The sequence below is a fragment of the Streptomyces sp. NBC_01216 genome (genome assembly GCF_035994945.1).
Taxonomy (GTDB): domain Bacteria; phylum Actinomycetota; class Actinomycetes; order Streptomycetales; family Streptomycetaceae; genus Streptomyces.
In genome coordinates, this window is the sequence record NZ_CP108677.1 from 2,636,953 (window position 1) to 2,650,172 (window position 13,220).

The window sequence follows — 13,220 nt, forward strand, 5'->3', positions numbered from 1 at the left end:
GGGTCCTTACAGGGGTCGCACCCGAGCGCGACCGAGACTCCACGTCCGTCGGCGGACGACACGCGCCTGTTTCCCCTCGGGCAGGTCTCCTCCCTTTCGTCGGCGGTGGGGCATGACGAGTCCGGTGCCCGGGTAGCCGCCGTCGGCGCTCGCGAGTGTTCTCCCAGGCGGGTGTCGGCGTCGATGACGACCTGGCGCTTGGTCGTGAGGCGTGTCGGCCTGGCTCCTGAGACAAGGGGTGCGCTACGCGGGAGCCACGCTAGTAATAGCCCTTCGCGCCGTCGAGCAACTCCCGGACGATGTCCGCGTGCCCCGCGTGCCGCCCCGTCTCCTCGACGAGGTGGATCAGCATCCAGCGGAGGTTGGCGCTGCCGGAGTGGAAGTCGGGGTGCCGGCCGACGTCGTCGAGGGAGGCCGCGGCGACGATCTCGTTGCCGCGGGCGCACTGAGCCTCGTATTCCGCGAGGAGCTCGGTGAGGGGGCGGCCGTCGGTGTGCCAGTCGGCGTCCTCGCTCGACTCGTCGAACGCCGGGTTCTGCTTCTTGTCGCCGCCGAGGAACAGCACCTCCAGCCACATGTGCTCGGTCCAGCGCATATGGGAGATGAGGCCGGCCATCGTCATGGCCGGTGAGGTCGGAATGACCGAGCGGTGCGCGTCCTCGTCGCTCAGTCCCTCACATTTCCAGCGCAGGATCTGCCGCTGCAGTTCCAGCCAGCCGGTGAGCGCGGTGCGTTCGTCCGCTTGGAGCGGGGGGCGTACCAGTTTCGATGTCATGTCGGCGCACGCTACCCGGGGCGGCCTGGAGAGGGACACCTGGATTTGCGGGCTCCTCCGCGATTGACGATCTCCGTCACGGTCGGGGACATCGGGGGTCGTCATGCGAGTTGTCCGAATTGTAATGACTCATCAGGTCCGTGTGGTGATGGCGCATCTCCCGATGACCCGCTGAACCGCCCTCCAGGCGAATGGCGGTGCGGCTGTTGCCGAAGAGCACGGCGGGGGGCGGCTGCCAGGGCGTGACCGCCCGGCCCGAGGCCACCCGACAGGCGCTCAGACCGTGTGGGCGCTCGCGAACGCGGTGAACACGGTCCAGGCGGCGGGGGCGGCCGTCAGCTCGCCCCTGGCGTGGTCCTTGGTGTCGCGGACGTGGACGCGGGGGAGGTTGTCGGCGACTTCGACGCAGGCGTCGTTGTCGGCGCCGCTGTAGGTGCTCTTGTGCCAGTTCGGAGAGGTGTCAGTCATCGTGTTCCTTCGCGATAGCACGCATCAGCCGGAGGGACGCCCGGACGCCCAACGCACCCTGTTGCAGCAGATCATAGACACGCTGAAATCGCATCACCTCGGCCGGTTCCTCGGTGTAGTTGCCGGTGCTGAACCCCTCCGTGTACGCCCCACGAACACCCTGGGGAAGCGTGAGGAGAGCGACCGAACCAGGCACCGGCGTCCCTTTCATGGGGAGTAACTGGATGTTCACGTGCGGGCGTTCGCCCAGGTCCAGCAGGTGCTCGATCTGTGCGCGCATCACCTGACCGCCGCCGATGTCGCGGCGCAGGGCGGCCTCGTCGAGCACGACCACCATCCAGGGCGGGTCGGGCCGGGCGAGCACCGTCTGGCGCTCCATCCGCCTGCGTACGTAGTCGCCGATCTGCGCCGCGTCACCGGGGAGACCGGCCTCCATCACCGCGCGGGCGTAGTCGGCGGTCTGCAGCAGGCCGGGCACGACGAGCGAGAACTCGTGTATGGCGGTGGCCTCGAGCTGCCGGCGCAGGTACGTCTTCGCGTAGTCGCGCACGTTCTGCTCGGTCAGGATCCTCACCAGGCTCACCAGCGTGCCGGGCGGAAGCCGCAGGACGATCTCCAGCTTCTTCGCCAGGTCCCGGTCCGGGGGGTCCTCGCCCCGCTCGATCGCGGAGATCCGGCTTCCGCTGCTGAAGACCTGTGTCGCCAGGTGCGCCTGCGTCCACTCACGGCCGAGCGCCAGGCGTGCCTCGCGCACCACGTTTCCGAGGTACTGCTGGATGCCGTCCCCCGGGTCCAGTTCCTTCGCTCCTGGCATATGCCCCGTTCCTCACCTGCGCCTGGGAACCCAACTCCTGGTGAGCGTAGGGGCGTCCGCGTCATCGTTGAGTCGTCCCGGAGGAGAACCACCAGAAAGTGAGCCCTCCATGCGTACGCCCACGAACGCTCCCCCGTTCCGCCCGGTCTCCGAGTCCGAGGCCGCCCAGGTGTTCCGCGACCTCAAGGCCGCCATGGAGGTGGTCGGCCTCCCCTCCGACGGCCTCTACCGTGATGTCAGACGCGGCGCCGAGGGCGGTGCCGACATCCACGTGTACGGCCTCGGTGTCGTCACCCTGAGCGGTGCCAAGCGCCTCGCCGCCCTCCTCCACGCGGCCCGGCGGGAAGGGTGAGGTACCGGAAGGGCGATGTCGTGACGGACGCGACCCGGGCCCTCACGGGCGAAGTCCGCGAGGTGCGCGGAAACGTACTGACCCTGGTCCGTCCCCGTGGTCACGTATGGGAGGCGACGGCGGAGGAGTGCTGGACGGCGAGCCCTCAGGAGCGCGCGAGCATGACCCCGCGCGGGGCCGTGCGCCTCATCAGTACGTCGCCCATGCCTCCCCCTGCCTGAATCGCGGTCGCCGTGGCCGACCGCGTCTCCGAGGGTCGGACGGCTCGAAGTCCCGCCCGCGTGAGCCCGCCTGAGGGGGCATCACTCGTACGGGCGGTTCTTCACTCCGCGTATCGATACGGGCATATGCCATGCGGTACGTTCGCGCAAAACGGCCCCCGCGATGGTTCGCACCCATCAGCGAGGGCCTCGACCACCAGTGGAAAAGACGTCCACCGTGATCTACCGGCACTTTAGCGCGCCCGAGCGCGCCTTCAGTCAGCTCTCCCACGAGTTGATCCGGCATCCGCGCCTCGACTCCGACGCCGTACGCCTCCTGACCTGGCAGCTCTCCCTGCACCCGAACGCGAAGGAGCCCCTGTCCCGTACCGCCGAACGCGCCCGGATCGGGGCGACCGCCTTCACCCGCGCCAAGCGGCAGCTGAAGAGCGAGGGCTTCGTGCACGAGCGGCGGGTACAGGGGGCCGGTGGGCTCTGGGTGACCCAACAGCTCGTCTCCAGCGTGCCGTTGAGCTCCGGGGAAGCCGCCAAGATCCTCGGCGCGATGCCTCTGCGGACCAGCGCGGAAGGGGTGTCGTCGCAGGTGGCACCGAGTCACGGCCATCCGGCCGTCGGTGCGCCGAGTGCCCGGCGCGCCGACGGTCTTCCAAGGAAACACCGAGAGGAAGACACCTCCAACCCTCCGCCGGAGCCCGAGCCGGAGCCGACGCACGAACCGGAAGCCCAGGCGGAACCGGAACCGGAACCGGAACCCGGGCCCGCGAACGGGCCGGAGACGGAAACCGAAGCCGAAGCCGAGGCCGTGGAGGGGTCCGAGCCCGCCGACGACGTGCCCGACGAGGCCCGAGTGGTCGTCGCCGCCTTCCCGCTGCTCTCCCCCGCTCTGCGCCACATCCCCCCGGGCATGCGGGAGGAGCTGACCGAGCTCACCGCCGGCTGGCTGGCCGCGGGCCACAGCTCCGCCGACATCCACGCCCACGTCCGGCGCGGCCTCCCCGGCGCGGACACCCCCGTCCACCGGCCGGGCGGGCTGCTGCGCTATCTGCTCCGCGAGGTCCCAGCGGTACCGCCCGCACCACCCGCGCCACCCGCCGCGCCGACCCCGGCCCCCGCCGACGGGCCCCGCCTCTCCGCCCGCCTCGCCGGGACACGCGAGTGCGAGGGCGACCACGTCCAGCCGATGCTCTTCCGGCCACTCGGCGACGAGACGCGCTGCGCCGCCTGCGCCCCCACGCCCTCGACGGACATCCAGCCGGCCCTCGGACCAAGGGCGCCCTCCCCCTCCGGCCGCTCCGGCCGGCGGGCCTCGACTCGCCCCGACGCCCACCCCGGTGCGTGACGCCGGGGGCGCGGGCGGCGAAACGCGGGGCACGCGTGGCCGTCGGGCCACCCGTCACCCGCCGCCTACAGCGGCGGCGCGTCGCGGAAGCGGCGGCGGTCCCGGCCGCCGGGGGGCGCGTCCGCGAGGCGGAGGACCGAGCCGTCGCGTCCCGCCACCACCGGCTTCGCCGATTTCGCCGCCTTGGCCTGGTACTGCGCCGCGTCCGCGAGGCGGAAGAGGCGGCGCGCGGACTTCAGCGGGCCGATCGGGTCGCCCGTGGACGCCACCCCGCAGGCGACCCCCTCGCCGAGCTCCAGCTCCCCGGCCCGGACGCACAGCTCGTCGGCGGCGGCCACCACCTCGTCGGCCGTGGGGCCCACCGAGAGCAGGCAGAACTCGTCACCGCCGAGCCGCGCCGAGAGCGCTCCCGGCAGCATGGCGCCGCAGCGGGAGAGCACCGAGCCGAACCGTTCCAGCAACCGGTCGCCGACGGCGTGCCCATGGGTGTCGTTCACCCGCTTCAGACCGTTGAGGTCGCAGACGACCAGGCTCACCACGGAGCCGTCCGTCCGGTAGCGCTCGATGGCCTCGTCGAGCCGTGTGTCCACGGCGCGCCGGTTCGCGAGACCGGTGAGCGGGTCGGTGAAGGCCAGCTTGCGCACCTCTTCCAGGCGCTCCGCCTGGGCGATCCCGGCCGCCACGACGGCCGCGAGCACGGCCGCGAAGTCCGCGTCGTCACGGCCGAACACCCGGACGCCGGCCGGTCGGGCCACGTACAGCTCGCCCCAGGCACGCCCGTGCAGCACGATCGGCGCGACCACGCAACAGCCGCGGTCTCGTCTGCGCAGTCCGGTGACCCGTCCGGTGGAGACGCTGTCGCCCACCGTCTCCACCCAGGCGTCGGGCTCGCCGCCGCCGACCCAGCGTTCGTGCAGGAATTCCGTGATCTCGGGGAACTGGTGCACGGGGTAGGTCTCGGCGTCGGGGAACTCCTCCTCCCCCGCGGCCCGCTGTCCGGCGTTCACCAGTACCTTGAGCCGCCCGCGGTCACGTTCCCAGACCGACAGCGCGGCGAAGGTGCCGTCGAGCCCCCTGCAGGCGCCGAGCGCCGCCGCCCGCCAGAACTCGCGCGGGGTGTGCGCCGCCGCCATCGCCTGCGCCAGCGCCACCACGGCCCGAAGCCGCACGTCCTCTCCCATTCCTCCAGCTTAGGGAGGTTTGCTCCATTTTCACTGGCGGGGCATCACAGAATGTGACAATTAAGGACATATGGATGCATTTGGTAGCGGGCCTTCGCGTCGGAAGCGACCGGGAGTATCCTCCGCGCTCGTTTCGAGGCACGGACGGGGAGGCGCGGACGGGCCGGCGCGCCCTCACTCACCCGGCCACGCCGGCTTGCGCTTCTCGTTGAAGGCCGCCACGCCCTCCGCGCGGTCTCCCGAGAAGGCCACCGCCCGCCACGCCGCGTCCTCGACCTCCAGGCCGGCCCGCAGGTCGAGTCCGTGGCCGAGCCGCATCGCCCGCTTGGCCGCGCGCAGACCGACCGGCGAGTTAGCGGCGATACGCTCCGCGAGCTCCAGGGCCGCCGTGCGGGCGTCCTCCTCCAGCAGGTCCACCAGGCCCAGCGCGCGCGCCTCGGCCGCCTCGACCCGGCGTGCCGTGAAGACCAGCTCCGCCGCCCGCGCGGCGCCGACCCGACGCGGCAGCAGCTGGGTACCGCCGCCGCCGGGGATGACACCCACCGAGACCTCCGGCAGACCGACCACGGCCGTGGCGTCGGCGACGATCAGGTCACAGGCGAGCGCCAGCTCGAATCCGCCGCCCAGCGCGAAGCCGTGGACCGCGGCGATCGTGGGCATCGGCAGCTCCAGGACACCGGTGTAGCCGGCGCGCGAGGTGGGCCGCTGACGGAGCATGTCCGCGTCCGTGAAGGAGTTGCGCTCCTTGAGGTCGGCGCCGACACAGAAGGCCCGGTCGTTCGACGAGGTCAGCACGGTCACCCGGACCGAGGTGTCCTCCGCGAGCGCCGCGCAGGCGGCCGTGATGGAGCGGGCCATCTCCAGGGAGACCGCGTTCATCGCCTTGGGCCGGTCGAGGACGAACTCGGCGACGTGCCCCTGCCTGCGTACCGCGACGAACTCACCAAAGCGCTGTTCGGCCTGCTCGGTCATGACCGCTCCCTCCCGGTTAACGAGTGTTCACCGGGATCCTAGGCCCCCCGTCTGGATCTTGTCTGGCCCCCGCCCACCGGGCGGCACGGGCCGGGCCAGCACAGCACGGGCCAGGACAGCACGGGCCAGGACGGCTCAGGAGGGCCGACGGCCGAGCTGCCAGGGCTCCACGACGCCGAGGCCGCGCACCGGCCGCTGCCACATGGGCTGGAGCGCGAAACGGTAGGCGGGCGGCTCCTCGCCCTCCTTCTCGGCCCTGGCCGCCTCCTCGGCCGCGCGTGCCTCGGAGGCGGGCGCGTCGCCGGTCCGGACGAGTTCCTCGGCGAGCGCGCCGTCGACCAGCACGGCGTCCTTGGGCGCTATCGAGGTGAGCCTGCTCGCCAGGTTCACCGTCGTCCCGAAGACGTCGCCCATCCGGGTCGTCACAGTGCCGAAGGCGATGCCGACGCGCAGGGAGGGCATCGTCTCGTCGTGGCCGAGCGTCTCGATCAGCCGCAGGGCGATCTCGGCCGCCGTGCCCGCGTCGTCGGCGCAGTACAGCACCTCGTCGCCGAGGGTCTTGATCAGCCGTCCGCCGTGCGCGGCGACCAGGTCGGCGCAGGTGGTCTCGAATGCCTCGACGAGTTCGCCGAGCTCCTCCTCCTCCAGCCGGCGGGTCAGCCGGGTGAAGCCGACCAGGTCCGCGAACCCGACGGCGAGCCGCCGGTCGACCATCTCCTCGTCGTCGGCCGCCTGCACGACCCGGCCGGTGGCGGCGGCCAGCTGCCGGCGCCACACGTAGATCAGGAACTCCTCCAGTTCGGGCAGGAGCAACTCGACCAGGGGGTAGGTGACCTCGGTCCGGGTCATGCCGGGCTCGGGGGGCTCGGTCAGGCCCTCCAGGAAGGAGTCGATCTGCCATTCGGCCAGCCGGGCGGTGGTCTGACCGGTGGACCGGGCGACCTGCACGGCCATCGGCTCGCTCAGCAGCCCCGCCTCGACGAGACCGGCCAGCCGCCGCAGGGCGAGCACGTCGGCCTCGGTGAGGGCCTTGGCCTGACCGATGTCGGCGAATCCCATGGCCCGCCAGAAGCGGGAGGCGAGCTCCATCGAGACGCCGGCGGTGCGGGCCGCCTGGAAGGGGGTGTAGCGCCGGTCCGCGCCCAGAATCAGCTGTTCGAGGCGGATCGCCAGGGGGTCGTCGCTCGGCTCGGCCGTGTGGTCGACGACATGGTGAGGTGTGGGGTACGTGGCCGGCTCGGCCTCGCCGCCGTTGCCCGCGTCGTCGACGGTCACCGGCCGCCTCCTGCCCGTTCCCTGCCCACTGCCCTGCCGATCTGTCGCCTGGATCGCGCTCCACGATACGACAGGTGTGTGCTGGCTCACGCCCGAACCGTCCCGGGCCGTCGCGTCTTCGCGTCGGGGACACGTGTTCCCGGGATGGGAGCGCCCGTCCCCGACGGCCCTACGAACGCAGGCTACGACTCCGCGCGGACGTGCACGATGTCACCGGCGGAGACGGCTTCCGTGCCACCGCCCTCCGTGTCCACCACCAGACGGCCGTCGCCGTCGAGCGCGACAGCCACGCCCTCCAGCTTCCGTTCGCCGGGGAGCTCGGCCCGGACGCGGCGGCCCAGGGTCGCGCACCCCGCGGCGTAGGCGTCCTGAAGGCCGGAGGCGGCGGGGTCCCCGTCCGCCCGGACCCAGTCGCCGTACCACTTCTCCATGGACCGCAGGACGGCCCGCAGCAGCGGGTCGCGGTCCGTGGAGACCGCGTTCGCGAGCAGCAGGGAACCAGCCGCGGGCACCGGCAGCTCGTCCTCCCTCAGGGTGACGTTGATGCCGAGCCCGATGACGACACCGGTCTCGTCGGCCCGCTCGGCGAGAATCCCGCCGGCCTTGCGTTCCTCACCGCCGACGGAAACCAGCAGGTCGTTGGGCCATTTGAGGGACATGTCGACACCGGCGGCCTTCGCGAGCCCGGTCGCCGCGGCGACGCCGGCCAGCAGCGGCAGCCAGCCCCAGCGGTGCACCGGCACCGCCGGCCTGAGCAGGACGGAAACGAAGATCCCGGACCGGGCGGGCGCCACCCAGCTGCGGTCGAGCCGGCCACGCCCCGAGGTCTGTTCCTCGGCGACGAGCACCGCGCCCTCGGGCAGGTCACCGGCGCGGGAGGCGAGGTCCGAGTTGGTGGAGCCGGTCGTGGAGACCACCTCCAGCGAGGTCCACAGAGCGTCGGGAGTCACGAGCGCGCGGCGCAGCGCGCCGGCGTTGAGCGGGGGCCTGTCCAGGTCGGACCAGGGCCCTCCTGAGTCATGAGAGGACGTCATGCAAGTCAGCCTAGGTGTGGCAAAGACCGCAGTGCCGAACCGTATCGCCGTCGATACGCTACGGGTCAGTAGGCCAGCAGTAGCCCATTGGTAGTCAACGAACCCCCCGTGACCAGGCAGGGAGCCGCATCCCGATGTCCGAGTCGGTACAGCCACAGGAAATCGACATTCACACGACCGCGGGCAAGATCGCGGATCTTCAGCGCCGTATTGACGAGGCGACCCACGCCGGTTCCCAGCGCGCCGTGGAGAAGCAGCACGCGAAGGGCAAGCTGACCGCGCGCGAGCGGATCGCCCTGCTGCTCGACGAGGACTCGTTCGTCGAGCTGGACGAGCTGGCCCGGCACCGCTCCACCAGCTTCGGCCTGGAGCACAACCGTCCGTACGGCGACGGTGTCGTCACCGGCTACGGCACGGTCGACGGGCGGCCCGTCGCGGTCTTCTCGCAGGACTTCACGGTCTTCGGCGGCGCACTGGGCGAGACCTTCGGCCAGAAGATCATCAAGGTGATGGACTTCGCCCTGAAGACCGGATGCCCGGTCGTCGGCATCAACGACTCCGGCGGCGCCCGCATCCAGGAGGGTGTCAACGCGCTGGGCATGTACGGCGAGATCTTCCGCCGCAACACCCACGCCTCCGGCGTCATCCCGCAGATCTCGCTCGTCGTCGGTCCGTGCGCGGGCGGTGCGGTCTACTCCCCCGCGATCACCGACTTCACGGTGATGGTGGACCAGACCTCGCACATGTTCATCACCGGTCCTGACGTCATCAAGACGGTGACGGGCGAGGACGTCGGCTTCGAGGAGCTCGGCGGCGCGCGGACGCACAACACCACGTCGGGCGTCGCCCACCACATGTCGGGCGACGAGAAGGACGCGATCGAGTACGTCAAATCCCTCCTGTCCTACCTCCCTTCGAACAACCTGTCGGAGCCGCCGGCCTTCCCCGAGGTCGCCGGGACCGAGGTGACGGACGAGGACCGCGAGCTGGACATCCTGATCCCGGACTCCGCGAACCAGCCGTACGACATGCACCGGGTCATCGAGCACGTCGTCGACGACGGCGAGTTCCTGGAGACCCAGGCGCTGTTCGCGCCGAACATCCTGACCGGCTTCGGCCGGGTCGAGGGCTTCCCGGTCGGCGTCGTCGCCAACCAGCCGATGCAGTTCGCGGGGTGTCTGGACATCGACGCGAGCGAGAAGGCGGCCCGCTTCGTCCGTACCTGCGACGCCTTCAACATCCCCGTGCTGACCTTCGTGGACGTCCCCGGCTTCCTGCCGGGTGTCGACCAGGAGTACGGCGGCATCATCCGCCGCGGCGCGAAGCTGATCTACGCCTACGCCGAGGCGACCGTCCCGCTGATCACCGTCATCACGCGCAAGGCGTTCGGCGGCGCGTACGACGTCATGGGCTCCAAGCACCTCGGCGCGGACCTGAACCTGGCCTGGCCCACCGCGCAGATCGCGGTCATGGGCGCGCAGGGCGCGGTCAACATCCTGCACCGCAGGACGATCGAGGCGGTGAAGGACGCGGACGAGGCGGCGGCGGAGCGGGCGCGGCTGATCCAGGAGTACGAGGACACCCTGCTCAACCCGTACACGGCCGCCGAGCGCGGCTACATCGACGGCGTCGTCATGCCGTCGGACACCCGCCCGCAGATCGTGAAGGGACTGCGTCAGCTGCGTTCGAAGCGGGAAAACCTGCCTCCGAAGAAGCACGGCAACATTCCCCTCTAGACCTCAGGAGGGTCGTCATGATCAAGGTCGTACGAGGAAACCCGACACCCGAGGAGCTGGCCGCCGCCCTGGCGGTGGTCCAGGCCCGGGCCGCGGCGACGGCGGCGGCGTCCGCGGCCGGCAGCGGCCCGGAGGTGCCGGAAGGCTGGTCGGACCCGTCGCGGATCGCGCGCGGGGTGCGCCACCGGCCGGGACCGCGCTCATGGGTGCGGTCCTACTGGCCGGTGTAGCCGCGGGCCGGGACGGGCGGGCAGGGCGGGGCCCGGCCCCGAAGACGGACACGGACGACGCGAAGGCCGGGCCTCTTGTGCGGGAGGCCCGGCCTTCGCGTGTGCCGGCCCAGAGCCTGTCGGGTGGCCTTCGATCGACAGGCGGGCGCGGCCTGTTGCGTGCGACTCCCCGGCGCCGGGATGTCGCTGTAGCGGAGCTATCGGGGCATGCCGGCAAGGCCGGAAGCGTGCGTGCCCTGCCGTGACCGCCAGGCCGGAGGTCACTCGGCAGGCTCGGCGCGACGCAGGAGGACTCCGGCCGCCAGTGCGCCGACGAGCACGATCGCCGCGTTGACCCGCGCCGCGAGTGCGATGCCGTCGAGGACGCTCTCCCGCAGGACCGCGGGGGCGAGGCCCTGCGCGACCCGGGCGGCCATCAGCGTCCCGGGCCCGTGGGCGAGACCGCCCACCAGGCAGGAGGCCGAGCACGGCCGTCCCGCCGAGGAACATCCGGCGGCGGCCGACGAGGTCGGCGACGCTCCCGAGGAGGAGGGTGGATCCGGCGGCGGCGAGGGCGAAGGTGGCGATCCGCTGGAGGTCGGCGAGGGAGAAGCCGAGTCCTTCGCCGATGAAGGGCAGGGCGACGTTCAGGATCGAGAAGTCGACGGACCGTAGCAGACCCGGGAGCGCAAATGGAACAGGAGACCCGCTTGAGTGAGAGTCAGCCGGCCGTGCCCGGCACCGTGCGCCCCGGCGGCCGCACCGCGAAGGTACGGCGGGCCGTCCTCGAGGCCACCGAGGACGCCCTGGCCACCGCGGGCTTCCACGCGCTGAACATGGACCACATCGCCGCCGGCGCGGGGGTCGGCAAGACCACCGTCTACCGGCGCTGGGGGTCCCCCGTCGGGCTCGTCGCCGACCTGCTGCGCGACATGGCGGACCGGTCCCTGCCCGCCTCCGACACCGGCAGCCTGGCCGGGGACCTGCGGGCCAACGCCGCCCTGGTGCTCAGGATCCTGACCGACCGGAGGATGGGCGCCGTCCTCCGCGCGGTCATCGCCGCCGCCGCCTGCGACGAGGAGTGCGCCGAGGCGCTGAGCGGCTTCTACCGGGCACGGCTGGAGGAGTGGGCACCGGTCGTCCGGCGGGGCGCCGAGCGCGGTGAGATCGCCCCCGACACGGACGGCGCCGAACTGCTGCGAGCCGTCTCCGCACCGCTCTACTACCGTTTCATCATCACACGCGAGCCGCTGGGCCCGGCGGACGCGGAACGGGCGGTGGCGGCGGCGCTGACGGCGGCCGACGGCGGGGCGTTCACCGTCCGGTGACGGCCCGCGAGACCCGCCGGACGGACCGCGCGCGAGGAGGCCCGGCGACGAAATGGGCCCTTCGGCACGGCGCGCCTGAGTACGGGTACTCAGGCGCGCCCGCCCCCGCGCGCGCAGGATCGGGGGCATGCTCTGGTCCGACCCCGACGACGAGCCGCCGAAGGAACTGCGGGACATGCAGACGATGCTGCGCCGTGCCTCCGTCCTGCTGGCCCTGGCGATGCTGGTGGGCATGCTCGCGGCCGGCCTGCGCTGACGGCGTGCCCGCACCACGGGTCCGCACTGATCTACGCTGCCTCCCATGACTGCTGATCGCCGCCGTGTCGTGCTCGCCTCCGCCTCACCCGCCCGTCTCGGACTGCTGCGCCAGGCCGGACTCGCCCCCGAGGTCATCGTGAGCGGCGTCGACGAGGACAAGGTCCACGCCCCCACCCCGGCCGAGCTGGCCCTCTCCCTCGCCGAGGCGAAGGCCGCCCATGTGGCCGCCCGGCCCGAGGCGTTCGGCGCACTCGTCATCGGCTGCGACTCGGTCCTCGAACTCGACAAGCGGGCCCTCGGCAAGCCCGCGGACGCCGCGGAGGCCACCGCCCGCTGGCACGCGATGCGCGGCCGGGTGGGCATCCTCCAGACGGGTCACTGCGTGTACGACACGGCCGCCAAGCGCTACGAGTCCGCGACCGCCTCGACCGTCGTGCGCTTCGGCGAGCCCACCGACGCCGAGATCGCCGCCTACGTGGCCAGCGGCGAACCTCTGCACGTGGCGGGAGCCTTCACCCTGGACGGCCGCTCCGCGCCCTTCATCGAGGGCATCGACGGCGACCCCGGCAACGTCATCGGCCTGTCCCTGCCGCTGCTGCGCACCCTGCTCGGCAAACTGGGCGTCCCCATCACCGAACTCTGGGCGTGACGGCCCGCTCCGGGACCGCGGGCCCGCCCGGAAGCCCGCGGTCCTCGCCGCGGCCGCCTACGCCGGCGTGGGCGCCGCCCCGTGCTCCGGCCCCGGCTCAGGCGCGAGCTCCGGCCCCGGCTCAGGCGCGAGCTCCGGCCGGGCCCGCGGGGCCCCGGAGTCCTTCCCGTAGGCCACCAGCGTGAGCACGATCAGCCCCAGCACCAGCACCATGAACGCGAACGCGCCCCAGCCGACCAGACCCACCGTCACGGCCCCGAGCACGCCGTGCACGACCGCGCAGCCGACGAGCAGGATCCGGCCCGTGCGGCCGGGGCGCCGGTCCCGGACCCCGGCGAGCAGCGCGACCAGGCCGCACAGGCCGAGCAGGGCACCCGAGACGAGACCCAGCCCCCAGGTCCCGGCGACCATCGCGTCCGGGTCCATCCCGTCCAGCGACATCGACTGGACTTCCAGGAAGCGCGCCATGACCGCGTTGAGGGCGACGATGCCGGGTGCCTCCAGGAGGAGCACCACGCCCGTCACGAGTGCTATCGCTCTGCGGGCCACCTCGGCCACCCCCTGTTGACGGCTGTTACCTGCAGTACGGACGACAACGCGAAGGCTACT

At 72.2% G+C, this 13,220-nt stretch carries 15 protein-coding genes and 2 pseudogenes; 7 read left to right on the forward strand and 10 right to left on the reverse strand.

Features of this window, described 5'->3' with window-relative positions:
- Window positions 1-27: 27 nt before the first annotated feature.
- The 4 genes and pseudogenes from OG393_RS11210 to OG393_RS11225 form a co-directional block, all read right to left on the reverse strand.
- Window positions 28-165 (reverse strand): annotated as a pseudogene (locus tag OG393_RS11210) (IS5/IS1182 family transposase); the annotation flags it as partial.
- A gap of 94 nt (window positions 166-259) precedes the next feature.
- Window positions 260-775, reverse strand: coding sequence for a DinB family protein (locus OG393_RS11215; protein WP_327374515.1), 516 nt, complete (start codon window positions 773-775; stop codon window positions 260-262).
- 276 nt (window positions 776-1,051) lie between these two features.
- Entirely contained in the window at window positions 1,052-1,243 is a 192-nt protein-coding gene (locus tag OG393_RS11220) for a DUF397 domain-containing protein (RefSeq protein ID WP_327374516.1), read from the reverse strand.
- On the reverse strand, window positions 1,236-2,057 hold the full coding sequence (locus tag OG393_RS11225; protein WP_327374517.1) for a helix-turn-helix domain-containing protein: 822 nt from the start codon (window positions 2,055-2,057) through the stop codon (window positions 1,236-1,238). Before OG393_RS11225 ends, OG393_RS11220 begins: the two co-directional genes overlap by 8 nt.
- A 109-nt stretch (window positions 2,058-2,166) precedes the next feature.
- Here OG393_RS11225 and OG393_RS11230 point away from each other — a divergent pair, with 109 nt between their 5' ends.
- Together OG393_RS11230 and OG393_RS11235 are read left to right on the forward strand one after the other, a co-directional pair.
- On the forward strand, window positions 2,167-2,409 hold the full coding sequence (locus OG393_RS11230; protein WP_327374518.1) for a hypothetical protein: 243 nt from the start codon (window positions 2,167-2,169) through the stop codon (window positions 2,407-2,409).
- A 438-nt stretch (window positions 2,410-2,847) separates the two neighbouring features.
- Window positions 2,848-3,969, forward strand: coding sequence for a hypothetical protein (locus tag OG393_RS11235; RefSeq protein WP_327374519.1), 1,122 nt, complete (start codon window positions 2,848-2,850; stop codon window positions 3,967-3,969).
- Window positions 3,970-4,034: 65 nt separating this feature from the next.
- Here the strand turns inward: OG393_RS11235 and OG393_RS11240 are convergent, their stop codons facing one another.
- The 4 genes from OG393_RS11240 to OG393_RS11255 all read right to left on the reverse strand — a co-directional run bounded on the left by OG393_RS11240 (window position 4,035) and on the right by OG393_RS11255 (window position 8,431).
- The gene (locus OG393_RS11240; RefSeq protein WP_327374520.1) at window positions 4,035-5,150 is read right to left on the reverse strand and encodes a GGDEF domain-containing protein; all 1,116 of its coding nucleotides are present in this window, start codon (window positions 5,148-5,150) and stop codon (window positions 4,035-4,037) included.
- 174 nt (window positions 5,151-5,324) lie between these two features.
- Window positions 5,325-6,122, reverse strand: coding sequence for an enoyl-CoA hydratase/isomerase family protein (locus OG393_RS11245; RefSeq protein WP_327374521.1), 798 nt, complete (start codon window positions 6,120-6,122; stop codon window positions 5,325-5,327).
- 135 nt (window positions 6,123-6,257) lie between these two features.
- Window positions 6,258-7,397, reverse strand: a complete 1,140-nt coding sequence (locus OG393_RS11250) for an adenylate/guanylate cyclase domain-containing protein (RefSeq protein ID WP_327374522.1) — start codon at window positions 7,395-7,397, stop codon at window positions 6,258-6,260.
- A 182-nt stretch (window positions 7,398-7,579) separates the two neighbouring features.
- Entirely contained in the window at window positions 7,580-8,431 is an 852-nt protein-coding gene (locus OG393_RS11255; protein WP_327374523.1) for a biotin--[acetyl-CoA-carboxylase] ligase, read from the reverse strand.
- Window positions 8,432-8,565: 134 nt separating this feature from the next.
- Between OG393_RS11255 and OG393_RS11260 the strand changes: the two genes are divergently transcribed.
- Entirely contained in the window at window positions 8,566-10,167 is a 1,602-nt protein-coding gene (locus OG393_RS11260; protein ID WP_327374524.1) for an acyl-CoA carboxylase subunit beta, read from the forward strand.
- 17 nt (window positions 10,168-10,184) lie between these two features.
- Window positions 10,185-10,397, forward strand: a complete 213-nt coding sequence (locus OG393_RS11265; protein WP_327374525.1) for an acyl-CoA carboxylase subunit epsilon — start codon at window positions 10,185-10,187, stop codon at window positions 10,395-10,397.
- A gap of 379 nt (window positions 10,398-10,776) precedes the next feature.
- Here OG393_RS11265 and OG393_RS11270 read toward each other — a convergent pair.
- Window positions 10,777-11,054: pseudogene (locus OG393_RS11270) on the reverse strand (MFS transporter); the annotation flags it as partial.
- A 14-nt stretch (window positions 11,055-11,068) separates the two neighbouring features.
- On the opposite strand from OG393_RS11270, the gene OG393_RS11275 reads away from it, so the two are divergent.
- From OG393_RS11275 to OG393_RS11285, 3 genes are all read left to right on the forward strand, one after another.
- On the forward strand, window positions 11,069-11,704 hold the full coding sequence (locus OG393_RS11275) for a TetR/AcrR family transcriptional regulator (protein ID WP_327374526.1): 636 nt from the start codon (window positions 11,069-11,071) through the stop codon (window positions 11,702-11,704).
- Between the two features lie 127 nt (window positions 11,705-11,831).
- Window positions 11,832-11,960 carry a morphogenic membrane protein MmpB gene (gene mmpB, locus OG393_RS11280; protein ID WP_327374527.1) on the forward strand — a complete coding sequence of 43 codons (129 nt, stop codon included), beginning with the start codon at window positions 11,832-11,834 and terminating at the stop codon, window positions 11,958-11,960.
- 45 nt (window positions 11,961-12,005) lie between these two features.
- Window positions 12,006-12,611 carry a Maf family protein gene (locus OG393_RS11285; protein WP_327374528.1) on the forward strand — a complete coding sequence of 202 codons (606 nt, stop codon included), beginning with the start codon at window positions 12,006-12,008 and terminating at the stop codon, window positions 12,609-12,611.
- 57 nt (window positions 12,612-12,668) lie between these two features.
- Here OG393_RS11285 and OG393_RS11290 read toward each other — a convergent pair whose 3' ends face one another.
- Window positions 12,669-13,160, reverse strand: a complete 492-nt coding sequence (locus OG393_RS11290) for a hypothetical protein (RefSeq protein ID WP_327374529.1) — start codon at window positions 13,158-13,160, stop codon at window positions 12,669-12,671.
- Between the last annotated feature and the right edge of the window lie 60 nt (window positions 13,161-13,220).

What these genes read in the sequence shown, in the direction of transcription:
- OG393_RS11215 (WP_327374515.1), bottom strand. Translation starts at nt 775, where the DNA reads ATGACATCGAAACTGGTACGCCCCCCGCTCCAAGCGGACGAACGCACC.
- OG393_RS11220 (WP_327374516.1), bottom strand. Translation starts at nt 1,243, where the DNA reads ATGACTGACACCTCTCCGAACTGGCACAAGAGCACCTACAGCGGCGCC.
- OG393_RS11225 (WP_327374517.1), bottom strand. Translation starts at nt 2,057, where the DNA reads ATGCCAGGAGCGAAGGAACTGGACCCGGGGGACGGCATCCAGCAGTAC.
- OG393_RS11230 (WP_327374518.1), top strand. Translation starts at nt 2,167, where the DNA reads ATGCGTACGCCCACGAACGCTCCCCCGTTCCGCCCGGTCTCCGAGTCC.
- OG393_RS11240 (WP_327374520.1), bottom strand. Translation starts at nt 5,150, where the DNA reads ATGGGAGAGGACGTGCGGCTTCGGGCCGTGGTGGCGCTGGCGCAGGCG.
- OG393_RS11245 (WP_327374521.1), bottom strand. Translation starts at nt 6,122, where the DNA reads ATGACCGAGCAGGCCGAACAGCGCTTTGGTGAGTTCGTCGCGGTACGC.
- OG393_RS11255 (WP_327374523.1), bottom strand. Translation starts at nt 8,431, where the DNA reads ATGACGTCCTCTCATGACTCAGGAGGGCCCTGGTCCGACCTGGACAGG.
- OG393_RS11260 (WP_327374524.1), top strand. Translation starts at nt 8,566, where the DNA reads ATGTCCGAGTCGGTACAGCCACAGGAAATCGACATTCACACGACCGCG.
- OG393_RS11265 (WP_327374525.1), top strand. Translation starts at nt 10,185, where the DNA reads ATGATCAAGGTCGTACGAGGAAACCCGACACCCGAGGAGCTGGCCGCC.
- OG393_RS11275 (WP_327374526.1), top strand. Translation starts at nt 11,069, where the DNA reads ATGGAACAGGAGACCCGCTTGAGTGAGAGTCAGCCGGCCGTGCCCGGC.
- mmpB (WP_327374527.1), top strand. Translation starts at nt 11,832, where the DNA reads ATGCTCTGGTCCGACCCCGACGACGAGCCGCCGAAGGAACTGCGGGAC.
- OG393_RS11285 (WP_327374528.1), top strand. Translation starts at nt 12,006, where the DNA reads ATGACTGCTGATCGCCGCCGTGTCGTGCTCGCCTCCGCCTCACCCGCC.